Genomic DNA, 24023 nt, shown 5'->3' with positions numbered 1-24023 from the left:
AAGGAGGATTTTCATGAGCAATAAGAGTGTGAGTGTTAAAGAATTAGTGGACAATACCCATTTGAACGTTTTTTCCGGGGCTGAATATTTAGATCGACCGATTACGACGAGTGATATCTCACGGCCAGGGTTAGAATTAACCGGCTACTTTGCCTATTACCCTTCGGAACGGATTCAACTGTTGGGAATTACGGAAACGTCATTCGCCAAACACTTGGAAGAAAAGGACTTGCAAGAATACATGACTAGGTTGTGCCAACCTGACACGCCAGCCTTTGTAATCTCAACGGACATTGAACCACCGGTTGAACTGATTCGGGCTGCTAAAACAGCCCAAATTCCAATCTTGGAATCAAAGTTAAACACCTCGCGGGTCTTAAGTAATATGACAGACTATTTGGAAGAAAAATTGGCTCCGCGACAATCCATTCACGGGGTGCTAGTCGAAGTTTACGGAGTTGGAATTCTAATTACTGGAGAATCCGGAATCGGTAAAAGTGAAACCGCGCTGGAACTCGTGAAACGCGGGCACCGGCTGATTGCCGATGACCGGGTCGACGTACACCAACACGATGAACAAGATATCATTGGTCAGGCTCCCCAAATTTTGAGTCACCTGTTAGAAATTCGGGGAATCGGAATTATCGACGTGATGACGCTGTTTGGAACCGGAGCTGTTCGGTCGGAAACGCGGATTGACTTAATCATTCATCTAGACGTGTGGGAAAAGGGTAAGAAGTACGATCGCCTAGGCACTGGTAACGACAAACAACAAATTTTTGATGTCGAAGTTAAGCAACTAAACATTCCGGTTAAGCCCGGTCGGAACCTCGCCATCATCATTGAAACCGCAGCCATGAATTTCCGGGCCAACACGATGGGCTACAATGCTACTAAGATGTTTGATGAAGAATTAAACGGCTTAATTAAAAGTAACAGTGCTGCTGATCAACCAAAGCCTGACGAAGGTAAATAAGGGGGGGACTTGCGACGATGTTTGCAATTGCAGCCTTAAATCCGATTGCCTTTAGCTTTGGTCCGTTCAACGTACGGTGGTACGGACTCATCATTGCCAGTGCTGTCTTAATTGCCGTGTGGTTGGCAATGCGAGAAGTGCATCGCCAAGGACTCAATGAGGATCTGGTGTATAACCTTATTTTAGGTGCGATTCCGATTGCCATTGTCTCTGCTCGGATTTATTACGTGGTTTTTCGGTGGAATTATTATGCGAGCCATCCGGGAGAAATTATCGCCATTTGGGACGGGGGCATTGCCATCTACGGCGCTTTGTTAGGAGCGGGTTTGTTTATCTGGTGGTTCTGTCGCCGTCATCAATTATCCCTTTGGCAGGTGTTTGACATTGCGGCTCCGACCGTAATTATTGCGCAAGGAATCGGCCGGTGGGGGAATTTTATGAACCAGGAAGCGTACGGAGCCGTTACCACCCACCGTTTTCTCACCCAATTACATTTACCGACCGGAATTATCAATCAGATGTTAATCAACGGAGCCTACCGGCAACCGACCTTTCTTTATGAATCCGTTTGGGACCTCTTAGGCTTCATTTTGTTGATGACCATGCGCCATTCCGACCACCTGTTTAAACGTGGAGAAATTTTTTTAACTTACGTCATGTGGTATTCTTACGGCCGTTTTTTTACCGAAGGAATGCGGACGGATAGCTTAATGCTCGGTCCTATGCGGATTTCTCAGGTGCTATCAGTAGTGCTGTTTGTGGGGGCGTTGGCGGTCCTCGTTTATCGCCGCCACACGGACCACAGTTTACAGTGGTACGACGTTTACAACTCTAAAGGAGACCAATAAATGAAAACTAAAATTGCCGTATTAGGAGCTGGCTCCTGGGGCAGCATGTTAGCTGCCATCTTGGATGCCAACGGGAATGAGGTCCAACTGTGGACCAGAAGTGCAGAACAGGCCAACGAGCTGAACCAGCACCACACTAATTCCCATTACATTCACGATTACACCTTTTCGGCCAGTTTGCAGGCCACCACTGATTTAGAGGCAGCCTTAACTGATGCGACGGATATTTTGTTCATCGTACCGGCTCAGGCAACTCGCTCCGTAGCACAGGACGTTAATCAAATCCTGGCTAAGTTAGGCACTAAACCAGCCTTGATTCACGGGAGTAAAGGATTGGAAACCAAAACCTACCTGCGGATTTCCCAGGTGCTGGCAGAAACAATTGATCCTGATCACCGTACCAGTATTGCAGTGCTTTCGGGTCCCAGTCATGCCGAAGGGGTTGCCCAACACGATCCGACCTTGGTAACGGTGGCGAGTGATGATTTTGACGCCGCTAAACACTTCCAAAAATTATTTATGAACGATTCCTTTCGGGTTTATACCAACTCAGATGTCATTGGGGTTGAATTTGGCGGCGCCCTCAAAAACATTATTGCCCTTGCATCGGGAGCCCTAGCTGGATTAGGTTACGGGGATAATTCCCGAGCGGCTTTGATGACTCGGGGGGTAGCCGAAATTTCGCGATTAGGGGTCAGCTTTGGCGCTAACCCACTGACCTTTGCTGGTCTATCCGGAATGGGAGACGTGATTGTTACGGCGACCAGTACCAACTCGCGGAATTACCGAGCTGGTTATCAACTAGGACAGGGCGTTCCGCTCGACGAGGTGGTCGCTAACATGGGCATGGTGATTGAAGGAATTGCCACTAGTCAAGCCGCTTATGACTTAGCTCAGACAACCGGAATTTCGATGCCGATTACCGAAGCCATTCACGCCGTCCTCGAACAAGAAGAAACCGTTCCGGATTCTATTCACGCTTTAATGACGCGGGAAGGGCAAACGGAGAATGGTTAACCAAAGTAGTCGTGAGCTAAATAAGTTACTAACTTTAAGTAAGTATGTTAGGATAAAGCTATTGAAAGTTAACCACTAAATGAGGTGAACAAAATGACCAAAAAATACGATGTAATTGTAATTGGAGCTGGACCAGCGGGAATGACCGCCGCTCTTTACGCTTCACGGGCCGAACTTTCCGTTTTAATGCTTGATCGGGGCGTATACGGAGGCCAAATGAACAATACCGCTGAGATTGAAAACTACACGGGTTTCAAATCGATTCTCGGTCCAGACCTGTCGGAAAAAATGTACGAAAGTAGTACCCAATTTGGGGTGGAATACGCCTACGGAGAAGTCACTGGGATTGAGTTAGCGGGGAACCAAAAAATTGTTCACACCGCCGAAGATCAATTTGAAGCACCAGCCGTGATCATTGGTTCCGGTTCAGAATACCGGAAACTCGGAGTTCCTGGTGAAGATGACTATGGTGGCCGTGGGGTTTCCTACTGTGCCGTTTGTGACGGGGCCTTCTTTAAGAATGAAGACGTTGTTGTGGTCGGTGGGGGAGATTCTGCCGTGCAGGAAGCCACTTACTTGGCTAACTTGACAAAAAAGGTGACGGTGGTACACCGCCGGGATCAACTTCGGGCCCAAAAGATTTTACAGGAACGCGCCTTTGCTCGTGACAACATTGAGTTTGTTTGGAATAGTAACGTTACTGAAATTCTTGGTGATGGCAAAAAGGTTTCTGGGGTTGCATTGAAGAATAACCAAACCGGTGCAACCAGTGAACTGCCAACGGCCGGGGTGTTTGTATACGTTGGCATTTTGCCAATTACGGAGGCCTTTAAAGACCTGGGCATTACCGATGAACAAGGTTGGATTTTGACCAATGACGAAATGGAAACGAACGTCCCTGGGATTTTTGCCGTTGGAGACGTCCGCAAGAAGCATTTACGCCAGATTACCACTGCCGTTGGGGATGGTGGAATCGCTGGTCAAGCGGTCTTTGACTACGTGGAATCCGTTAAAAGTAAATAACAACTCAAAGGGAAGGACTCTGGGAGTGCTTCTTTTTTGTTTGGCGAAAGTATGTTCGTGTGCTAAGATAATAATACTGACCTAGTTGACTGGAACAACTAGCACCTACGATTAATCACCAATTAAGAATAAGAGGATCAAATGGTTACAAAAACACAAAATCAATTTGAGTTGGTTTCAAAGTACCAACCAACCGGCGATCAACCCACGGCAATTCACAAAATTGACGCCGGTTTGGCTGCTGGCGATAAAGAACAAACCCTGTTGGGAGCTACGGGAACGGGGAAAACGTTCACGATGGCTAACATCATTCGGGATCAAAATCGGCCCACTTTAGTGTTGGCCCACAATAAAACCCTGGCGGGGCAGTTGTATAACGAGCTCAAGGAGTTTTTCCCGAACAATGCCGTGGAATACTTCGTTAGTTACTACGATTTCTATCAACCAGAGGCCTACGTTCCTTCAAGTGACACTTACATTGAAAAGGATGCATCGATTAATGATGAAATTGACCAACTACGGCACGCTGCGACGAGTGCGTTATTGTCTCGGAACGATGTGATTGTGGTGGCTTCTGTTTCCTCTATCTTTGGATTGGGGAATCCCGAAGAATACCAAAATCATACCGTTTCGCTACGGGTTGGTGATGAAATGGAACGCGACGTCTTGCTCCGGAAGCTGGTTAACATCCAGTTTCAACGCAATGACATTGACTTTGACCGAGGCCGTTTTCGGGTCCATGGGGATACCGTGGAGGTTTTTCCGGCTTCTGGAACGCAAAATGCCTACCGGATTGAATTCTTTGGCGATGAAATTGACAAAATTACCCAGGTTAACACCCTAACCGGGGAAGTCCTGGGGGAACCGACCTCGGTGACACTCTTTCCGGCGACCCACTTTTTGACCAACGATGAAATTATGCGGGTAGCTTTGCCAGAAATTAAAACCGACATGGAAACTCAAGTCGGCAAGTTAGAACACTCCGGTAAGCTCTTAGAGGCCCAACGATTAAAGCAACGAACCACCTACGATCTAGAAATGATGCGGGAAATGGGTTACACGTCGGGAATTGAAAACTACTCGCGTTACATGGATCGCCGGAAACCGGGCGAACCACCGTACACACTGCTGGATTTCTTTCCCAAGGACTTCTTGATGTTTATCGATGAATCGCACCAAACAGTGCCCCAAGTTCGGGGAATGTTAAAGGGAGATCGAGCCCGCAAGAAACAGCTAATTGACTATGGCTTTCGGTTACCGAGTGCCTATGACAACCGACCGTTAAACTTTGATGAGTTTGAAAAACACATTCACCAGGTGGTTTATATGTCAGCCACTCCTGGTGATTACGAATTGGAACACAGCAGCCAGGTGGTGGAACAAATTATTCGGCCAACTGGATTATTGGATCCAACCGTCGAAGTGCGACCGACTAAGAATCAGATGGATGACTTACTAGGAGAAATTAACGCTCGGGTTAAGAAAAACCAGCGGACCTTTGTGACAACCTTGACCAAAAAGATGGCCGAGGATTTAACCGATTATCTCAAGGATCTGGGGGTAAAAGTGAAATACCTGCATAGTGACATCAAAACCCTGGAACGAACGCGGATTCTTCGAGATCTCAGATTGGGGAAATTTGACGTCCTGATTGGAATTAACCTCCTGCGGGAGGGGATTGATGTGCCGGAAGTTTCGTTGGTGGCCATTTTGGACGCTGATAAGGAAGGTTTCTTACGGAACGAACGCTCCCTGATTCAAACCATCGGACGGGCAGCTCGAAACGAAGACGGGCACGTGATCATGTACGCCGATCACGTAACGGACTCGATGCAGTTGGCCATGGACGAAACTCAACGTCGGCGGGACAAGCAAATCGCGTATAACGAATCCCATCATCAGCAACCGCACACTATCATTAAGCCGGTGGAAAAGGTCATTTCGGCTTACAAACAAACCGAAGACGATCATTACAACAAGAAAAAACCGTTTGCAGAGTCTGACTTTGAACAGATGAGTGAGAAAGAACAACGCGTGGTGTTGCAGAATTTGAGTGATGAAATGCAGACCGCGGCGCAACAACTGGACTTTGAACAGGCGGCAAACCTGCGGGATACGATTAAAAAACTAAAGCAAGAAATGGATTCATAATTAAAGGAGGTGGAGACCATGGCCAATGATGCCATTAAAATTTGCGGCGCCCGGGAACACAACTTAAAGGACGTCAACGTGGACATTCCGAAAAACAAGCTTGTGGTAATGACGGGCCTCTCTGGATCAGGGAAGAGTTCGCTCGCGTTTGATACCTTATATGCGGAAGGCCAACGCCGGTACGTGGAAAGTCTTTCGTCATACGCCCGCCAGTTTCTGGGGCAGATGAATAAGCCGGACGTCGATTCGATTACCGGATTGAGTCCGGCCATTTCGATTGACCAGAAAACGACGTCGAAAAACCCTCGTTCCACCGTGGGAACGGTGACGGAAATTAACGATTACCTGCGGCTCTTGTGGGCTCGGGTGGGGACCCCGGTCTGCCCGAACGATGGCACGGTGATTCAAAGCCAGTCCGTGGATCAAATGATTGATCGCATTGTGGAATTACCGGAGCGAACGAAGTTACAAATTTTGTCACCAATTGTGCGCTCGAAACGGGGCCAACACAAAAAGGTGATTCAACGAATTAAAAAGGAAGGGTTTGTCCGGATCATCGTGGACGGCGAACAACACGACGTTAACGATGACCTGGAGTTGAATCAGAACCAACGCCACGACATTAGCATTGTGATTGACCGGATTGTGGTTAAACCCGGGATTAACGCCCGGTTGTCTGATTCCTTAGAGACGGCCTTACGTTTGAGTGAGGGGTATGCGACCCTTGATTTTCTGGGTCAACGGGAACCAATGCTCTTTTCAGAACACTATGCTTGTCCCGTGTGTGGCTTTACCGTGGGGCAATTAGAGCCCCGACTCTTTTCGTTTAACTCACCGCTGGGGGCTTGTCCGGAATGTGATGGACTGGGTGCTAAGTTAGAGGTGGATGAGGAACTGGTAATTCCTGATCCCAGTAAAACACTACGTGACGGTGTAATTGAGCCCTGGAATCCGATTAGCTCCAAGTACTACCCGACGTTATTGGAACAAGCAGCGGCGTCCTTTGACATCGACATGGATGTGCCGTTTGAAAAACTGCCCAAGGACCAACGGGAGTTGATTTTGCACGGATCCAAGGGGAAAGAATTTCATTTCCACTACGAAAGTGACTTTGGGGGCGTTCGCGATGCCGACGTTCCGTTTGAAGGGGTTATGACGAACATTGCTCGTCGGTACCGGGACACGAACAGTGACTTTACCCGGGACCAGATGCGCAAGTACATGCGGGAGTTAACCTGTCAGGCTTGTCATGGGCTACGGTTAAACCAAAAAGCCCTGGCCGTTAAGATTAACGGGTTAAGCATTGCCGAGGTCTGTGAACAAAACATTACGGAGGAATTTAACTTCTTTCAAAACGTTGATCTTGGCGAGCAGGACACCACGATTGCAAAACCGGTGATTAAGGAAATTAGTGACCGGTTGGACTTTCTGCTTAACGTGGGCCTAAGCTACCTAACCCTGTCCCGGGCAGCGCGTACCCTATCTGGTGGGGAAGCCCAACGAATTCGCTTGGCCACCCAAATTGGTTCCAACCTTTCGGGAATTCTTTACGTGTTAGATGAACCGTCGATTGGACTCCACCAACGGGATAACGCCCGCTTGATTAAGTCACTGAAGCAGATGCGTGACCTGGGTAATACCTTGGTCGTGGTAGAACACGACCAGGAAACGATGCTGGCGGCTGACTACCTTGTGGACGTTGGTCCGGGAGCTGGTGCGAACGGTGGTCGGATCATGGCGACTGGAACGCCCGCCGAGGTGGAACAGAACCCGAACTCGTTGACGGGTCAATATTTATCTGGCAAAAAGTTTATTCCAGTCCCACTGCAACGCCGGACCGGAAACGGGAAGTTTGTGACGGTGAAGGGCGCTCAAGCCAACAACCTGAAAAACATCACGGTGAAGTTTCCGTTGGGAGAACTGAACGTGGTTACCGGGGTCTCTGGCTCCGGGAAATCGACCCTCGTGAATGACATTTTAAAGCGCGCGTTGGCCCAGAAATTAAACCATAATTCTGCTAAACCGGGAAAGTATAAATCAATTACCGGCTACCAGCAGATTGAAAAACTGGTTAACATCGATCAGAGCCCGATTGGGCGGACGCCGCGGAGTAACCCTGCCACCTACACGGGCGTTTTTGACGACATCCGCGATTTATTTGCCAAAACAAACGAGGCTCAGCTGCGTGGTTATCAAAAGGGCCGGTTTAGCTTTAACATCAAGGGTGGTCGGTGTGAAACCTGTCACGGAGATGGAATCCTAAAGATTGGGATGGACTTCTTACCAGACGTGTACGTTCCCTGCGAAGTTTGCCACGGCAAACGATATAATGCTGAAACCCTACAGGTGGAATACAAGGGTAAAAACATTGCGCAAGTTTTAGACCTAACGGTACGCGAAGCTCTCGACTTTTTCTCGGCAATTCCCAAGATTACCCGGAAACTGCAGACGATTGCCGACGTGGGACTCGGGTACGTAAAACTGGGACAACCAGCGACGACCCTTTCTGGTGGGGAAGCCCAGCGGATGAAATTGGCGTCAGAACTGCACAAACGTTCCTCGGGAAAGAACTTTTACATTCTCGATGAACCAACGACCGGATTACATACGGACGACGTCAAACGCTTGTTGCAGGTGTTACAAGCCCTCGTGGATGAAGGCAACACCGTCTTAATCATTGAACACAACATGGATGTGATCAAGCAGGCCGACCACGTGATTGACCTTGGTCCAGAAGGTGGCGATGCTGGTGGAACCGTCGTAGCCACTGGAACCCCAGAAGAAATTACGAGCGTTTCTGAGAGTTATACGGGTCAATATTTAAAACCGATTTTAGCGCAGGACACAGAACGTACGAAAGCGGCATTAGACTAAAAAGAATCGTCACTGACGATTCTTTTTTGCTGGGGATGAAACACCCGGTATGCTATACTTAGACAAAGTTTGGAGGAGAGGGCAATGCGAAAAGATGATCAATTGGTAGTCATAACCGGAATGAGTGGGGCAGGGAAGACCAAAGCGCTCCAAACCTTTGAAGACCTGGGGTACTTTTGTGTTGACAACCTGCCAACGGCGTTGATGGGCAAATTTACCGAATTATTGCGCACTTCCAGTGAAATTAATCAGGTGGCCGTGGTCTTAGATTTACGGTCCGCTGAATCAAGTCAAGCTGTAGTGGACTTGTTGCTTAAGATTGCCAAACGACACAACGACCGGGAAGCAGTCATTTTTCTGGATGCGAATACCGAAAAGCTGGTCTCCCGCTACGAAGAAAGTCGGCGGGATCACCCGTTAGCTCGGAACGGACGGGTGGTTGACGGCATTGAAAAGGAACGGAAGCTCCTGACTGAAGTGCGCGATAATGCCAGTTGGGTAATTGATACCACGGATCTTAAGCCACAAGACTTACAAGCAAAAATTGTGAAACGATTTGAACAGCACGAGTTACCGCAATTTCACGTGGAGCTAATGTCCTTTGGCTTTAAGCACGGACTGCCCCTGGATGCTGACATGGTGTTTGACGTGCGCTTCATTTCCAATCCATATTACATTCCCGAACTCCGGGATCAAACTGGTCAGGATCAACCAGTTTATGACTATGTCATGGAACAGGATAGTGCGGAGACTTTCTTTAACAAAACCCTTGATCTCCTCGAATTTGAATTGCCCCGCATTAGACAAAGTTCGAAATCCAGCGAGACAATTGCGATTGGTTGTACGGGTGGAAAGCACCGCTCCGTGGCGATGACCGAACGACTGGCGCATCATTTGCGTGAACTGGGCTACGTGGTAAACATTACCCACCGTGACATTCAACGACACAAAGGAGCAGAGAATTCCAATGGTAGATAAAGTTGCGAAACGAATTGATCGCCCCCGAATGGTGGTGATTGGCGGAGGAACCGGGTTGCCCGTGATTCTGAGAAACTTAAAGAAACGCGACGTGGATATCACAGCCGTCGTGACGGTGGCTGACGATGGCGGTTCGTCCGGAATTTTGCGGAACTACATTAACGTGTTACCGCCCGGAGATATCCGCAATGTTCTGGTGGCCTTATCCACCTTGCCAGAGCTGTACCTAGATATTTTTCAATACCGGTTTAAGTCTTCGGATAAATTTTTGTCTGGGCATGCGATTGGTAATTTAATTATTACGGCACTTTCCGAAATGGAAGGCGGCTTCTTTGACGCAGTGCAGGAATTAACCCGGATGATGCAAGTCGACGGGCATGTTTACCCGGTTTGTGATGAAGAACTGGTGCTGCACGCCGAGTTTAGTGACGGCAGTCAGCTAGCCGGAGAAGCAGAGATTACGGCTGCTGACAAGCTGGTGAAGCGGGTGTGGGTGGAATCTCCGACTAACGACCACCAACCGGAGGCCGTCCCCGACGTGATTGAGGCCATTATGAACGCCGATCAAATCGTGCTGGGTCCTGGAAGCTTATATACCAGTATTCTGCCGAATTTAATGGTAAGCAACGTGGGGGAAGCGGTCAAAGCTACGAATGCTGAGGTGGTCTATATTTGTAACATTATGACCCAAAAAGGAGAAACGGATCACTTTACGGATGCCGATCACGTGCGGGTTTTAGACCGGCAGTTGGGGCAGAACTTCATTAATACCGTCCTAGTTAATAACCGTCCGGTCCCGGCGAGCTACATTGATCATCAGCGCTGGGGGGATGAATCACAACCCGTCGGGCATGACTACCAAGGTCTCAAGGAACTAGGTTGTCGGGTGATTTCCTCGGACTTTTTAGAACTGAAAGACCACGGTGCCTTCCATAACGGTCAGCTTGTTTCCAACGAACTGATTCGCTTGCTCGGTCAACCAAAATTCAATCATTAGGAGGTCACCAAGATGTCGTATGCTAGTGATGTGAAAAAGGAGCTCACCCGCTTAGAGGTTCATCGTACCAATGCCAAGGCGGAATTAATGGCGTTGATTCGGATGAATGGGACCTTAACGCTGTCAAATCAACATTTCTCGTTAGAAGTCCAATCTGAAAATTCTGCGATTACCCAACGAATTTATCGGTTGCTGTTACAGTTTTATCAAGTTAAGGCTAGTGTCGTAGTTCGGAAAAAGATGAAGCTGAAGAAGAATAATTTGTACGTGGTGCGCTTGCAACAGCGGGTGGAGTCCATTCTGGATGACTTGGGAATTTTAGATCATTATCAGATTTTAGAACGGGTCCCGGTGGAGCTGTTACAGGATGATCTGCAGGTTCGTTCCTACTTACGCGGGGCCTTTTTGGCCGGGGGCTCGGTCAATAATCCTCAAACTTCGCGGTATCACTTAGAAATTTATTCTTTGTACGAAGACCACAGTGAAATGCTGACTGAGATGATGAACCAGTACCACCTAGGGGCCAAGCAAACCAAGCGGCGCAGCGGTTACATTGTGTACTTGAAGGAAGCCGAAAAGATTGCGGATTTCTTACAGCTGATTGGGGCCACCAATGCGATGCTGAAGTTTGAAGACATCCGGATTGTTCGCGACATGCGTAACTCAGTCAACCGGTTGGTTAATTGCGAAAATGCCAACATGAATAAGGTGGCGAACGCGTCGACCCGTCAGATTGAAAATATCCAACTGATTGAAGAACGAGTGGGACTTGAGTCCTTGCCACCGAAACTGCGCGATGTTGCCGAAACGCGCTTGAAAAATCAGGAAGTTAGTTTGAAAGAACTCGGCGAGTTGGTTGCGAATGGGCCGATTTCTAAGTCAGGGATTAATCACCGGTTACATAAGATTAACGACTACGCAGAGAAGTTACGGGCCCAGCCGTAATGTCACTGCCCAATAAAAAAGTGCCGAGAAAATTAATTCTCGACACTTGTAGTTATCGCTTATTTTCGATCGGAACTGTTCTTCATAATACCGTCAATTAAGCCATAATCAACTGCTTCAGGAGCAGTGAGGTAGTTATCACGTTCGGTATCACGGTTAATCTTAGAGAGTGGCTGACCGGAGTGGTCTGCTAAGAGTTCGTTAATCATCTTCCGAGCTCGCAGAATCTCTTTGGCAGCAATCTCAATTTCAGTTTGTTGACCTTGCGCACCACCAGATGGTTGGTGAATCATGATTTGAGCGTGTGGCAAAGCAAACCGTTTCCCCTTGGTTCCAGCCGTAGCCAAAACGCTGGCCATTGAAGCAGCCATTCCCATGACGATCGTTTGCACGTCGGCTTTGATGAAGTTCATGGTATCGTAAATGGCCATTCCGGAAGTAATGACTCCACCTGGAGAGTTGATGTATAGGTAGATGTCCTTGTCAGAATCTTGGGCATCTAGGAATAACAATTGGGCAATCACGGCGTTCGCCATGTTGTCTTCAATTTCTCCGGAAAGCATGATAATGCGATCTTTTAGTAATCGTGAGTAGATGTCATATGCGCGTTCACCTTGAGGTGAGTTTTCAACGACTGTTGGAACTAATGGCATAGTTGAATCCTCTCTTTCTTCTCTAAATTTAATTGGAATTTTTAATTCGTGAGTTTATCTTACAATGATGGTCAATCAAGGTCAAATAAAGAGCTTATGAAAATTTCATTCATTTTTTTATTGTAATTAGGTTCGTCAAACTTGCTTTTTATTTTAAAATTGAGTATAACCAGTGTACTAAATTATAAATTGAGCTTTAGGTCGTGAAAATCATGGTGCATGGAGTTATTTTGTTCTTGTTTGTGATAATTTTACTGGCTCCTCTAAAGAAAGTTATCACCTTTATGGAAGGGGTTGATCTTATGATCAATTTATTAAGTTCCTGTTTAGCTATTTACGGTACTAATGTTTCCATGCCCTAGAGCTTAATTTAAATTATCTTTATTCGGTAATATGGTTTCATTAAGTTTTTCAAATGGTACAAAGTAATGAAATAAACTAAAAGAGGATGATCAACGTCATCCTCTTTTAACTTGCCTAAAAATTTTTGGTAATCAGTGAAAATTTATGAAAATCAGAAATTCTAAAATCGCTTAACGAAGCGGTTTTTGAGCACTTATGGTACTTTATGGAACCTCACTATGCGCCACGAGGGAATCGAACCCCCATCTCAAGAACCGGAATCTTACGTGCTATCCATTACACTAGTGGCGCGTCAGAATACTCTTATTATATTAAATGATTCAACGCTAATAATCAACCCCTAACTTTAAAATCGTTTGGTTTGAATTCAAATGGTGGTTTGCTATACTAAAAGCCGTAGTTAGCCAGTGACTGGCTATCAATGCACGTGATTATGGAACCGCTTTAAGCTTGAGGGGAAATCACTGACATTTCCTGACAAAAGTGGTAAGATAGTTACGTATTAAATATTAGATATTCCTGAAGGAGGAAGCCGATTATGACTACAAAGATTGGTATTAATGGTTTCGGACGAATTGGTCGTCTTGCATTCCGTCGGATTCACGAACTAGGTGCTGAAGGGATCGAAGTTGCTGCAATTAACGACTTAACTACCCCTTCAATGTTAGCTTACTTATTGAAGTATGATTCTGTTCACGGTCGTTTCCCTGGCAAAGTGGAATCCACTGAAGACGCAATCATCGTTGATGGTAAGCGCATTCCTGTTTACGCAGAACGTGATGCTAAGAACATTCCTTGGGTTAAGAACGATGGTGTTGACTTCGTACTTGAATGTACTGGTTTCTACACTTCCAAAGAAAAATCACAAGCTCACTTGGATGCCGGTGCAAAACGGGTATTGATTTCAGCTCCTGCTGGTGACATTACTACTGTTGTTCCTGGGGTTAACTTGGATGTCTTGAGCCAAGACGACAAGATCGTTTCTGCTGGTTCATGTACTACTAGTTGTTTAGCACCAATGGCTTACTGGCTGAACAAAGACTTCGGTGTTAAAGTTGGTACCATGACTACTGTCCACGCTTACACTGCTACTCAAGCATTGCAAGATGGACCACGGAGCGCTAAGTTTGCTAACAACCGTGCCGCTGCTGTTAACACGATTCCTCACAGTTCTGGTGCTGCTAAGGCCATTGGTTTGGTTATCCCAGAACTTGACGGTGCATTAAAGGGTCACGCACAACGGGTTGCTACCATCGATGGTTCTTTAACTGAATTAGTTACTGTCTTGGACAAGAACGTTACAGTTGACCAAGTTAACGACGCCATGAAGAGCCACGAAAACGAAGCCTTTGGTTACAACGACGACTTCATCGTTTCTTCAGATATCGTTGACGATGACCACGGTTCCATCTTCGATCCTAACCAAACTGAAATCGTTGAAAACGACGGTTTACAATTAGTTAAGACGGTTGCTTGGTACGACAACGAATGGGGCTTCACTTGCAACATGGTTCGGACTTTGCTTAAATTTGCTACGATGTAATTTAACCACTAGTTCTCTGAACTGAATGTGATTGAAAAGGCGGAGGAGGGATAACCTCCCCCGCCTTTTTTCTAAATTAAAGAATCTCAGGAGGAAACACAGCATGAGTAAATTAATCATTGATGATTTAGATCTCAAGGGTAAAAAAGTCTTAATGCGGGTTGATTTCAACGTGCCCATTAAAGATGGCGTGGTTGGTGACGATAACCGGATCGTGGCCGCTTTGCCTTCCATCGAATACGTGATTGATCACGGTGGCAAAGCCATCTTGTTCTCACACTTGGGCCGGATTAAGTCCGAAGACGACAAACCCGGTTTGTCATTACGCCCGGTGGCCGAAAAGCTCTCGAAGTTATTGGGCAAACCAGTGACGTTTGTTCCCGTTAACGAAGGGCCACAACTGGAAGAAGCCATTGATAACATGCAAGATGGTCAAGTATTACTAGCTGAAAACACTCGTTACCAAGACGTCATTAACGGCGAACAAGTTAAACGTGAATCCGGTAACGATCCTAAATTAGGTGAATACTGGGCTTCTCTCGGTGACGTTTTTGTGAACGACGCTTTTGGAACTGCTCACCGGAGCCACGCTTCAAACGTGGGAATTGCGACGGCTATGGAAAAAGAAGGCAAGCCAGTGGCTGCTGGATTCCTGTTGGAAAAAGAAATCCAATTCTTAGGGAACGCCGTGGACAATCCTAAGCACCCGTTCGTAGCCATTTTAGGGGGAGCAAAGGTTTCCGACAAAATTGGTGTGATTGATCATCTGTTGGACAAAGCCGACAAGATCATCATCGGTGGAGGAATGACTTACACCTTCTACGCTGCTAAGGGTATTGGGATTGGAAACTCTTTAGTGGAAAAGGACAAGATTGACGTTGCTAAGGAAATCCTGAAAAAAGGTGGCGACAAGATCGTGCTACCTGTCGACTCTGTTTGTGCCGACCAGTTCTCGAATGATGCTAAAACCCAAGTGGTGGATGGCTCCATTCCAGACGGCATGATGGCCTTAGACATTGGTCCTAAATCAATCCAACTGTTTGAAGACGTCTTAAAGGACGCGAAGACGGTGGTTTGGAACGGACCAATGGGTGTCTTTGAAATGCCTAAATTTGCTGAAGGTACTTTAGCAATTGGTCGTTACCTCGGTACTTTGAAGGATGCTACCACGATCGTGGGTGGAGGAGACTCAACGGCTGCCGTTAAAGAACTAGGTGTGGCTGACCAGTTAACTCACATCTCAACCGGTGGGGGAGCTTCTTTGGAATACTTGGAAGGAAAGACCTTACCTGGAATTGCTTGTGTTTCTAACAAAGATTAATTTAAAAAGACTAGTGCTCGCTGAGCGCTGGTCTTTTTTATTTAGAGTGATTGCTAGTTATTTGGGGAGATTTCCGCTAAAATTAAACTAACGAGACGAGAGGAGAAAGAAAAAATGAGAACTCCCTTTATTGGTGGCAATTGGAAAATGAATTTATCGTTAACCGAAGCCGCTCAATTTATTGATGAGATTCAGACCCAGCTTCCACCCAGTGACGAGGTGGAAACGGTGTTGGCGGCTTCGCCATTGTTTCTGCACACAATGCAGGAGCATAATAACAGCCCCCTGTTAGTTGCTGCCGAAAACTGTTTTTACGAAGACGAGGGGGCCTATACCGGTGAGGTAAGCCCCCAAGCATTGAGTCAGATGGGAATTAAGTACGTGATTGTCGGTCACTCGGAGCGCCGGAAGTACTTTCATGAAACCGATGAAATTGTGAACAAAAAGGTCCACGCAGTGTTCCGGAACCACATGCTCCCCATCATTTGCTGTGATGAAACTATGGGTCGTTATGAAACCGGCGACCACATCTCCTGGATGGTCAATCAGGTGACAGCCGCCATTCGGGGGTTGGATGCCGATGACGTGAAAAAAGCGGTCGTGGCCTACGAACCCAGCTGGGCCATCGGAACTGGGCATACTGCTCCAGCGGATGCCGCAGAGGAAGGTTGTTATTTGATTCGGCAAACGATTGCGGATATTTATTCCGATCAGATTGCGAATCAAGTCCGGATTTTGTACGGGGGGAGCGTCACCCATGAAAACATCCGTGAACTAATGAAGCAACCAGATATTGACGGGGTGTTGGCTGGGAAAGCCAGTCTTACCACGCAGGAGTTTGTGGAATTAGCTAACTTTCACCAACCAAAATAGTTGGTGAATTTATTTGCAAAGTGATTTTTAAAACTGTAAAATTTAGATGGATAGAATTAGTTTATCAAACTACTAAGGAGATTTATTATGTCAATTATTTCTGATGTATACGCACGCGAAGTCCTTGACTCTCGTGGTAATCCAACTGTTGAAGCAGAAGTTTACACCGAAGACGGTGCAATGGGCCGGGGAATTGTTCCTTCCGGTGCCTCAACTGGTGAACACGAAGCCGTTGAATTACGTGATGGTGACAAGAGTCGCTACATGGGCAAAGGGGTTACGAAAGCCGTTGCGAACGTAAACGACAAGATTGCAAAGGAAATCATCGGTTACGACGTAACTGATCAATTAGGCATTGATCAAGCCATGATTAAGTTAGACGGAACGCCTAACAAAGCTAAGCTTGGTGCCAACGCCATTTTAGCCGTTTCCATCGCCGTAGCTCGCGCTGCTGCTGACGAATTAGGCACTCCTTTATACAACTACTTAGGTGGTTTCGATGCCCACGTTTTACCAACTCCAATGATGAACGTTATCAATGGTGGTAAACACGCTAACAACAAGGTGGACTTCCAAGAATTCATGATCATGCCAGTTGGTGCTCCAACGTTCCGGGAAGCCGTTCGGATGGGTTCAGAAACGTTCCACAACTTAAAGGCCATCTTAAACGAACGTGGTTACTCCACGGCCGTTGGTGACGAAGGTGGATTCGCTCCTGACTTGAAGAACAACGAAGAACCATTTGAAATCCTGGTGGAAGCCATCGAACGTGCTGGCTACAAACCAGGTAAGGACATCTGCATTGCCTTTGACTGTGCTGCTTCTGAATTCTACAACACGGACACGAAGAAGTACGACTTGGTCGGTGACGGCAAGTCTTACACTGCTTCAGAATTCGTGGCATTGCTCGACTCCCTGATTGAAAAGTACCCAATCATCTCCATCGAAGACCCATTGGACGAAAACGAATGGGAAGACTGGAAGGTTGCTACTGCTGAATTAGGTAAGAAAGTTCAAATCGTTGGTGACGACCTCTTCGTAACTAACACTGAATACTTATCTAAGGGAATTAAGATGCACGTGGCTAACTCAATCTTGATTAAGTTGAACCAAATTGGGACCTTAACTGAAACTGTCAACGCAGTTAACATGGCTAAGGAAGCTAGTTACACGGCCATCATTTCCCACCGTTCTGGTGAAACGGAAGACACGACGATTTCTGACTTAGTGGTTGCTTTAAACGCTGGTCAAATCAAGACTGGTTCCATGAGCCGGGGCGAACGGATTGCCAAGTACAACCAATTGATGAGAATCGAAGACCAATTAGGTTCAGTTGCTCAATACAAGGGGATTCACTCCTTCTACAACTTGGACTACACTGCTCGCGAAAACATCATCAACAAATAATTAATTACCATCAAAAGTCGTTAGCGCTTGCTAACGACTTTTTTCTTTGGGAGAAAGCTTTCCCTGGGTTAGAATCATGAGCGTAGTTGTGTTATAATAAAAAGTATGAATTATTAGACCGTGACTAGCTGTCGAGGAGGAAATTTCTGTGACTAATTTTTTGATGATTATCCTGTGGATTGTGAGCGTGCTCATTATCGCGGCAGTGTTAATGCAACCTTCCAAGAATAATGATGCCATGGCTTCGTTTACCGGAGGAGCGAGCGATTTGTTCTCAGAATCCAAATCCCGAGGCTTTGAATCATTTATTCAAAAAGTAACTGTGGTATTAGGGATTTTGTTTTTTGCGATTGCCCTAGTTTTAATGTGGATCGCTCAACATTAATGAAAAAACTCCTGTTGCCGACAGGAGCTTTTTTTATATGATTGTCCGACAGACTAGCAACTGAAGAAGTAGAAAAAAGAGGAATTTAACGTGCAAGATAACAAACTAAAACAAGAAATCGCCGATCTTTTAAGTTCGCATGCAAACGAACAGTTCGACGTGGAAAAAATTGCGGATGCCCTCCGCTACCACGGCTCGGCCGCCTTTAAACTAATTGTGCAAGAACTAGCCGAGTTGGAACGGGACCGAGTAGTCGTAGTTACTAACGACGGTAACTTTAAGATTAACCCGAGTGAACTGTCCCACGAAGGGGTCTTTCACTCTAATCCGAAAGGCTTTGGGTTCGTTGCCTATGACGAACAACTCCCCGATGCCTTTATTGCACCCGATGACACCATGAAAGCCATGAACCTGGATAAGGTGCAGATGCAGATTACGAAGGCCGCCCAGAAGAACTCTGACCGGGGGCCCCAAGGAAAAGTCATGGAAATCATGGAACATCACTACGACCACGTGGTGGGGGAATTCGTGAAGACCAACAATGACCTGGGGTACCTGGGGCAGGTTAAGCTTCGCGATAAAAAGTTGACCGGTATGAAGTTCTACGTTGCTGACGCTGGGATTCACCCAACGCCCGGTGAAGTCGTGACGGCCGATATTACCGAATACCCGAACGCTAAGCACCCAGACTACATGGTTGGGGTGGCAAAGCAGGTCATCGGAAGTGTTGATGATCCGGGGATTGATATCCTCCAAATCGTGTACGCGAACGACGTTCCCTCCGAATTTCCGACCGACGTCTTAGAGGCCGCGGATGAGATTCCAGACCACGTTCTTCCTGAAGAAACCAAGGGACGTGAGGACATAACTGATCAAGACCTGGTGACGATTGATGCGGAAGAATCCAAGGACTTGGATGACGCCGTGACCGCTTGGAAGTTACCCAACGGAAACTACCATTTGGGAGTTCACATTGCGGACGTTAGTCACTACGTGAAGCCCGGCAGCCGCTTAGACGAAGAGGCTTATACCCGGGGTACGTCTGTTTATCTGACCGACCGGGTAATTCCAATGTTACCGCGACGGTTATCAAACGGAATCTGTTCGTTGAACGAAGGAGAATTGCGGCTCTGCATGAGTTGTGAGATGGAAATCAATCCGCAGGGACGCGTCGTGAAATCCCGGATTCATCCGAGTGTGATGAAGTCGACTGCCCGGATGACGTATAACGCCGTTAACGAAATCATTGAAAATCATGATCCCGAAACCCGCGCGCACTACGCGGGATTGGTTCCCATGTTTGAAACCATGAACGAACTGCACCAGATTCTGTACAAAGCCCGGCGTCGGCGGGGAGCCATTGACTTTGCTGATGACGAAGCTAAGATCATCGTGGACGAAGCCGGCCACCCAATTGACATTCAGGTGCGGACCCGGGGAACGGCCGAACGCTTGATTGAATCGTTCATGTTGGCTGCTAATGAAACGGTTGCCGAAACTTACCACAAGGCGAAGGTTCCGTTCATCTACCGGATTCACGAAAATCCAGATCCAACTAAAGTGAAGGACTTCTTTGAATTTCTAACTGCCTTTGGAATTAACGTCAAAGCCGATCCCGATCACTTACAACCCAAGACCTTGCAAAACATTTTGACGAAGGTCGAAGGCCAACCGGAAGAAGCTGTAGTTTCCGTAATGCTGTTGCGGAGCATGCAACAAGCCAAGTATAACGAAAAATGTGTTGGTCACTTCGGACTGGGCGCCAAGTACTACACGCACTTTACTTCCCCCATCCGGCGGTACCCTGACATGTTTATCCACCGGCTCATTCATTATTACGAAGACAACGGAATTAATGACACCACGAAGAAAACCTATGCTGATGTAGTAGGGGACGTGGCAGTCCATGCTTCTGAAACCGAACGCCGGGCTGTGGATACGGAACGGGATGTCGACGCGATGATGAAGGCTGAATACATGAGTAATAAGATTGGCGAAGAATTTGACGGAGTGGTTAGTTCCGTGTTGAAGTTCGGGGCCTTTATTGAACTCCCCAACACGGTTGAAGGCCTCGTGCACATTAGCCGGATGACGGATGATTACTACGAATACGTGGAAAAGTACCTAGCGTTAGTCGGCCGCAACACGAAGCGGACCTTTAAGATCGGACAAGACGTCCGCGTGAAGTGTGTGGGCGTGGACGTTGACCAAAGCGCGGTGGACTTCGAAATTGTGAATCCGGAAGAAACGCCAACTAGTGATTTGTTACCCAAGCGAGCTCAGCACAATAACTCTAAGCGGCGGTATAACAATAATAGTCGGCGGCCGGGGAACCACAACGGTTCCAATCAAAACCGGAATCACAACCAGAACGGTGGGAACAAACCAGCCGGACAACGCGCCACCGACCACAAACATCAATTTACGATTCAGAAACGAAAATAAGGACTGATTTACATGGCGCATACGAAACGGAAGCCCCAAACGGATAACGTGGTGGCGACTAACCGCAAGGCTCGCCACGATTATTTCATTGAGCAAACGTACGAAGCAGGGCTGGTGTTGACCGGAACGGAAATCAAATCGGTGCGGGAACGCCGGGTGAACCTGAAGGATGGCTTTGTTTCCATCCGGAATGGGGAAGCCTACCTGATGAACGTGCACATCAATGAATATACCGAAGGCAACCAATTTAATCATGATCCGTTGCGCAACCGGAAACTGTTGTTGCACAAAAAAGAAATCAAGCATTTACAAGAAGCGGTGCAGACTAAAGGGGTCACTATTGTTCCTTTGAAGATGTACTTAAAACACAACTTTGCGAAGGTTTTAATTGGGATTGCCAAAGGGAAACACAGTTACGATAAGCGGGAAACCATCAAGCGGCGCGACCAACAACGTCAAATTGATCGGGTTATGAAACATTATTAGGGGACGGGGGACCGTCCTTTTTTGTTATAATAAGGGTGTAGGATTTGGAAGGGAGCATCACAATGAAACGGTTTATTGATAATGACTGGTGGCCGATTTTAGAGCCAGAGTTTCAAAAGCCTTACTACCAACAGTTACGGCAGTTTTTGGTCAATGAATACCGGACTCAAACCATCTATCCGGCCATGCAGCGGATCTTTCAAGCCTTTGAATGGACGCCGTTTTCAGACACCAAAGTGGTCATCCTGGGACAGGATCCTTACCATGGCCCTCACCAGGCAATTGGCTTGAGTTTTGCGGTGGAGCCCAACGTTACAGTTCCTCCGTCGTTGCGTAACATCTACAAGGAGTTGGACAATGATTTGGGGATTAAACCGGTGCAACACGGTTATCTAAAGCACTGGGCAGATCAAGGAGTACTACTCTTGAACTCCGTTTTGACCGTTCGCAATGGTCAGGCCTATTCGCACCAGGGGCATGGCTGGGAGCAACTGACGGATTATGCGATTGCCAAGTTGTCAGAACGGCCGGAACCAGTGGTTTTCATTCTGTGGGGTCGTTCGGCTCGTAATAAGCTTAAGCTCATCGACCAAGAAACCAACGTTGTGATTCAATCCGCACATCCCAGTCCGCTGTCTGCTAATCGGGGATTCTTTGGCTCGCGACCGTTTTCAAAAACCAACGCGGCCCTGACCGCAATGGGAGAGACCCCCATTGACTGGCAATTGCCAGAACACGTTACGATGACAAATTAGGAGGTTACCATGGATTTATTTGAAAGTTTAAAAAGTAAAATTAAAGGGCAATCCATTCGGATCGTTTTTCCCGAAGGAAATGATGAACGAATCATTAGTGCCGCACATGGTTTACAAGCAGAAGAACTAATTCATCCGATTTTACTGGGACAAGAAGCTGACATTACGGCTGTAGCTGCCAAAATGAACGTTGACCTGACGGGAATTGAAATTATTGACTATCAAAACGTTGATAGTGCACAAACACAAGCCATGGTGCAAGCAATTGTAGACCGGCGGGGTGGTAAAACGTCTGCCATGGAAGCCTTAGAATGGCTGAAGGATCCGAACTACTTTGGCACGGCCATGGTTTACATGGGTCAAGCCGATGGAATGGTTTCTGGAGCTAGTCATCCAACGGGCGATACTATCAGACCTGCTTTACAAATCATTAAAACCAAACCAGACGTGAACCTCATCAGTAGTGCCTTCATCATGCAACGTGACGAAACCCGCTTAATCTTTGCGGACTGTGCCATTAACATTAACCCAGATGAAAATCAGCTCGCTGAAATTGCGACGGAAACCGCAAAAACGGCGGCCTTGTTTGACGTGGATCCCAAAGTGGCCATGTTGAGCTTTTCCACCAAGGGTTCCGCTAAGGGTCCTGAAGTAGAAAAAGTCCAAAAAGCGACGGAAATTGCGCACGAACAAGCTCCCGACCTAGCTCTGGACGGTGAATTACAATTTGATGCGGCCGTGGTTCCAGCAGTTGCTAAAGCCAAAGCGCCGGACTCACAAGTAGCGGGCTCAGCCAATGTCTTCGTCTTCCCGGACCTCCAATCCGGAAACATCGGTTACAAGATTGCCCAACGACTCGGTGGCTTTGACGCCATTGGACCCATCTTGCAAGGTTTGAACAAACCCGTTTCGGACTTGTCTCGGGGTTGCAACGCGGCGGATGTTTATAAGGTTGCTATCATTACGGCCACCCAGGCCTTATAAGCGAGTTGAAAGCAATGGAAAAACAGGTAGTGGTCACAAAGTCAGCGGAAACAGAAGTCCTGGGCGAACAACTAGCGCAGCAACTGCAACCGGGGGACGTAATCCTGTTAGATGGAGATCTGGGTGCAGGCAAAACCACCTTTACGAAGGGAATTGCTCGCGGCTTGGGGATTCGGCAGACCGTTAAGAGTCCCAGTTTTCCGATTATCCGAGAGTATCAATCAGGACGGCTACCACTCTACCACATGGACGTTTACCGGTTAGAAACCGGTGGAGCCGCCGACCTCGGGTTAGATGAGTACTTCACTGGTGATGGCGTAAGCGTGGTGGAATGGTCGCAGTTTGCGGCGACCGAACTGCCCGAAGACTACCTCCGGGTGGCAATTGAACGCCAAGATGACGTGGATGCCAACCAACGCCGGTTAACCCTGCGAGCGCACGGAGCACGGTTTGAAGCATTGTTAGACCGGTGGGGACTATCCAATGAGTGAGGATGTGCGGTTACGTGCCGCGGTTTCAGATGATGCGACCACGTTATTAACGCTAGCAAAGCGACTACGGCAGGAAACGGATTTAATCATGGTTGATGAGCAATTAGACCACTTGACTCCGGCGATGGAAGCCGCCGCGGTTGAACGCTTAAACGCTTCGGGTACGAACTTGGTGGCTGTGGCTGCTGTAAGCACGAAATTGGTTGGACTGGTAACCATTACGGAGCAGAACCCGGCCGTGGGAGAGCTCGGGATTGCAGTTTTAAAAGACTACCAGGGTCTAGGCCTGGGTGCTGCACTCCTTGACCTAGCCGTGGATTGGTTTATAAATCTTAGTCGGTTAGAACAATTAAGGTTAACCGTTAAGGAGAGTAATCAACGGGCGCTCCATTTATATCAGCACTCCGGATTTCAGATTACTCAACAGCAACATGATATTTTTACCATGACATACAAAAACGACCGGTCGGAATCAGCTTCTCGATAAGAAGCCGAACGATGACTGGTC

Annotated in this window: 21 protein-coding genes and 1 tRNA gene; 20 read left to right on the top strand and 2 right to left on the bottom strand. The window is 47.3% G+C overall.

What is annotated here, in order from left to right; all coding sequences use genetic code 11:
• Positions 1-13: 13 nt before the first annotated feature.
• From hprK to whiA, 9 genes are all read left to right on the top strand, one after another.
• Positions 14-976, top strand: a complete 963-nt coding sequence (gene hprK / locus M3M37_RS04200) for an HPr(Ser) kinase/phosphatase (protein WP_252794347.1) — start codon at positions 14-16, stop codon at positions 974-976.
• Between the two features lie 17 nt (positions 977-993).
• On the top strand, positions 994-1824 hold the full coding sequence (gene lgt / locus M3M37_RS04195) for a prolipoprotein diacylglyceryl transferase (protein WP_252794345.1): 831 nt from the start codon (positions 994-996) through the stop codon (positions 1822-1824).
• The gene (locus M3M37_RS04190; RefSeq protein WP_252794340.1) at positions 1825-2841 is read left to right on the top strand and encodes an NAD(P)H-dependent glycerol-3-phosphate dehydrogenase; all 1017 of its coding nucleotides are present in this window, start codon (positions 1825-1827) and stop codon (positions 2839-2841) included.
• A 93-nt stretch (positions 2842-2934) separates the two neighbouring features.
• On the top strand, positions 2935-3864 hold the full coding sequence (trxB, locus tag M3M37_RS04185) for a thioredoxin-disulfide reductase (protein WP_252794339.1): 930 nt from the start codon (positions 2935-2937) through the stop codon (positions 3862-3864).
• A 141-nt stretch (positions 3865-4005) separates the two neighbouring features.
• Positions 4006-6015, top strand: coding sequence for an excinuclease ABC subunit UvrB (uvrB, locus tag M3M37_RS04180; protein WP_252794337.1), 2010 nt, complete (start codon positions 4006-4008; stop codon positions 6013-6015).
• A gap of 18 nt (positions 6016-6033) precedes the next feature.
• Positions 6034-8889, top strand: a complete 2856-nt coding sequence (uvrA, locus tag M3M37_RS04175; protein WP_252794335.1) for an excinuclease ABC subunit UvrA — start codon at positions 6034-6036, stop codon at positions 8887-8889.
• Positions 8890-8973: 84 nt separating this feature from the next.
• Positions 8974-9867 (top strand): RNase adapter RapZ, encoded by an 894-nt coding sequence (gene rapZ / locus M3M37_RS04170; RefSeq protein ID WP_252794333.1) that lies wholly within the window; start codon positions 8974-8976, stop codon positions 9865-9867.
• On the top strand, positions 9857-10864 hold the full coding sequence (locus M3M37_RS04165) for a gluconeogenesis factor YvcK family protein (protein WP_252794331.1): 1008 nt from the start codon (positions 9857-9859) through the stop codon (positions 10862-10864). The genes rapZ and M3M37_RS04165 overlap by 11 nt, the downstream gene beginning before the upstream one ends.
• A 12-nt stretch (positions 10865-10876) precedes the next feature.
• Positions 10877-11809 carry a DNA-binding protein WhiA gene (gene whiA, locus M3M37_RS04160; protein ID WP_252794329.1) on the top strand — a complete coding sequence of 311 codons (933 nt, stop codon included), beginning with the start codon at positions 10877-10879 and terminating at the stop codon, positions 11807-11809.
• Positions 11810-11868: 59 nt separating this feature from the next.
• Here whiA and clpP read toward each other — a convergent pair whose 3' ends face one another.
• Together clpP and M3M37_RS04150 are read right to left on the bottom strand one after the other, a co-directional pair.
• Positions 11869-12462, bottom strand: a complete 594-nt coding sequence (gene clpP / locus M3M37_RS04155; RefSeq protein WP_252794320.1) for an ATP-dependent Clp endopeptidase proteolytic subunit ClpP — start codon at positions 12460-12462, stop codon at positions 11869-11871.
• 582 nt (positions 12463-13044) lie between these two features.
• Positions 13045-13116 (bottom strand) — tRNA-Arg (locus tag M3M37_RS04150).
• A 247-nt stretch (positions 13117-13363) separates the two neighbouring features.
• Between M3M37_RS04150 and gap the strand changes: the two genes are divergently transcribed.
• The 11 genes from gap (at position 13364) to M3M37_RS04095 (ending at position 24002) form a co-directional block, all read left to right on the top strand.
• Positions 13364-14368 carry a type I glyceraldehyde-3-phosphate dehydrogenase gene (gene gap, locus M3M37_RS04145; protein ID WP_252766192.1) on the top strand — a complete coding sequence of 335 codons (1005 nt, stop codon included), beginning with the start codon at positions 13364-13366 and terminating at the stop codon, positions 14366-14368.
• Positions 14369-14471: 103 nt separating this feature from the next.
• Complete coding sequence (locus tag M3M37_RS04140; RefSeq protein ID WP_252794317.1) at positions 14472-15689, top strand: phosphoglycerate kinase; 1218 nt, start codon at positions 14472-14474, stop codon at positions 15687-15689.
• 114 nt (positions 15690-15803) lie between these two features.
• Positions 15804-16562: a triose-phosphate isomerase gene (gene tpiA, locus M3M37_RS04135; protein WP_252794315.1), complete on the top strand. Its 759-nt coding sequence runs from the start codon at positions 15804-15806 to the stop codon at positions 16560-16562.
• Between the two features lie 87 nt (positions 16563-16649).
• Positions 16650-17969: a phosphopyruvate hydratase gene (eno, locus tag M3M37_RS04130; protein ID WP_252766189.1), complete on the top strand. Its 1320-nt coding sequence runs from the start codon at positions 16650-16652 to the stop codon at positions 17967-17969.
• A gap of 148 nt (positions 17970-18117) precedes the next feature.
• The gene (secG, locus tag M3M37_RS04125; protein WP_252766188.1) at positions 18118-18354 is read left to right on the top strand and encodes a preprotein translocase subunit SecG; all 237 of its coding nucleotides are present in this window, start codon (positions 18118-18120) and stop codon (positions 18352-18354) included.
• A 90-nt stretch (positions 18355-18444) separates the two neighbouring features.
• Positions 18445-20799, top strand: coding sequence for a ribonuclease R (rnr, locus tag M3M37_RS04120; RefSeq protein ID WP_252794313.1), 2355 nt, complete (start codon positions 18445-18447; stop codon positions 20797-20799).
• A 12-nt stretch (positions 20800-20811) separates the two neighbouring features.
• The gene (gene smpB / locus M3M37_RS04115; protein WP_252794312.1) at positions 20812-21285 is read left to right on the top strand and encodes an SsrA-binding protein SmpB; all 474 of its coding nucleotides are present in this window, start codon (positions 20812-20814) and stop codon (positions 21283-21285) included.
• Positions 21286-21347: 62 nt separating this feature from the next.
• Positions 21348-22040, top strand: coding sequence for a uracil-DNA glycosylase (locus tag M3M37_RS04110; protein WP_252794311.1), 693 nt, complete (start codon positions 21348-21350; stop codon positions 22038-22040).
• Positions 22041-22049: 9 nt separating this feature from the next.
• Positions 22050-23024 (top strand): phosphate acetyltransferase, encoded by a 975-nt coding sequence (gene pta, locus M3M37_RS04105; protein WP_252794309.1) that lies wholly within the window; start codon positions 22050-22052, stop codon positions 23022-23024.
• A 14-nt stretch (positions 23025-23038) separates the two neighbouring features.
• On the top strand, positions 23039-23515 hold the full coding sequence (tsaE, locus tag M3M37_RS04100; RefSeq protein WP_252794308.1) for a tRNA (adenosine(37)-N6)-threonylcarbamoyltransferase complex ATPase subunit type 1 TsaE: 477 nt from the start codon (positions 23039-23041) through the stop codon (positions 23513-23515).
• On the top strand, positions 23508-24002 hold the full coding sequence (locus M3M37_RS04095; RefSeq protein WP_252794307.1) for a GNAT family N-acetyltransferase: 495 nt from the start codon (positions 23508-23510) through the stop codon (positions 24000-24002). The genes tsaE and M3M37_RS04095 overlap by 8 nt, the downstream gene beginning before the upstream one ends.
• Positions 24003-24023: the final 21 nt, after the last annotated feature.

Origin of the sequence: Fructilactobacillus carniphilus (genome assembly GCF_024029675.1) — a bacterium.
Taxonomy (GTDB): domain Bacteria; phylum Bacillota; class Bacilli; order Lactobacillales; family Lactobacillaceae; genus Fructilactobacillus; species Fructilactobacillus carniphilus.
Note: the sequence above shows the minus strand (reverse complement) of the source record. Positions and strands in the feature narration are given on the sequence as shown.

What these genes read in the sequence shown, in the direction of transcription:
- M3M37_RS04140 (WP_252794317.1), top strand. Translation starts at nt 14,472, where the DNA reads ATGAGTAAATTAATCATTGATGATTTAGATCTCAAGGGTAAAAAAGTC.
- whiA (WP_252794329.1), top strand. Translation starts at nt 10,877, where the DNA reads ATGTCGTATGCTAGTGATGTGAAAAAGGAGCTCACCCGCTTAGAGGTT.
- M3M37_RS04110 (WP_252794311.1), top strand. Translation starts at nt 21,348, where the DNA reads ATGAAACGGTTTATTGATAATGACTGGTGGCCGATTTTAGAGCCAGAG.
- trxB (WP_252794339.1), top strand. Translation starts at nt 2,935, where the DNA reads ATGACCAAAAAATACGATGTAATTGTAATTGGAGCTGGACCAGCGGGA.
- hprK (WP_252794347.1), top strand. Translation starts at nt 14, where the DNA reads ATGAGCAATAAGAGTGTGAGTGTTAAAGAATTAGTGGACAATACCCAT.
- clpP (WP_252794320.1), bottom strand. Translation starts at nt 12,462, where the DNA reads ATGCCATTAGTTCCAACAGTCGTTGAAAACTCACCTCAAGGTGAACGC.
- M3M37_RS04165 (WP_252794331.1), top strand. Translation starts at nt 9,857, where the DNA reads ATGGTAGATAAAGTTGCGAAACGAATTGATCGCCCCCGAATGGTGGTG.
- uvrA (WP_252794335.1), top strand. Translation starts at nt 6,034, where the DNA reads ATGGCCAATGATGCCATTAAAATTTGCGGCGCCCGGGAACACAACTTA.
- M3M37_RS04095 (WP_252794307.1), top strand. Translation starts at nt 23,508, where the DNA reads ATGAGTGAGGATGTGCGGTTACGTGCCGCGGTTTCAGATGATGCGACC.
- rapZ (WP_252794333.1), top strand. Translation starts at nt 8,974, where the DNA reads ATGCGAAAAGATGATCAATTGGTAGTCATAACCGGAATGAGTGGGGCA.
- tsaE (WP_252794308.1), top strand. Translation starts at nt 23,039, where the DNA reads ATGGAAAAACAGGTAGTGGTCACAAAGTCAGCGGAAACAGAAGTCCTG.
- eno (WP_252766189.1), top strand. Translation starts at nt 16,650, where the DNA reads ATGTCAATTATTTCTGATGTATACGCACGCGAAGTCCTTGACTCTCGT.
- uvrB (WP_252794337.1), top strand. Translation starts at nt 4,006, where the DNA reads ATGGTTACAAAAACACAAAATCAATTTGAGTTGGTTTCAAAGTACCAA.
- gap (WP_252766192.1), top strand. Translation starts at nt 13,364, where the DNA reads ATGACTACAAAGATTGGTATTAATGGTTTCGGACGAATTGGTCGTCTT.
- pta (WP_252794309.1), top strand. Translation starts at nt 22,050, where the DNA reads ATGGATTTATTTGAAAGTTTAAAAAGTAAAATTAAAGGGCAATCCATT.
- smpB (WP_252794312.1), top strand. Translation starts at nt 20,812, where the DNA reads ATGGCGCATACGAAACGGAAGCCCCAAACGGATAACGTGGTGGCGACT.
- lgt (WP_252794345.1), top strand. Translation starts at nt 994, where the DNA reads ATGTTTGCAATTGCAGCCTTAAATCCGATTGCCTTTAGCTTTGGTCCG.
- tpiA (WP_252794315.1), top strand. Translation starts at nt 15,804, where the DNA reads ATGAGAACTCCCTTTATTGGTGGCAATTGGAAAATGAATTTATCGTTA.
- M3M37_RS04190 (WP_252794340.1), top strand. Translation starts at nt 1,825, where the DNA reads ATGAAAACTAAAATTGCCGTATTAGGAGCTGGCTCCTGGGGCAGCATG.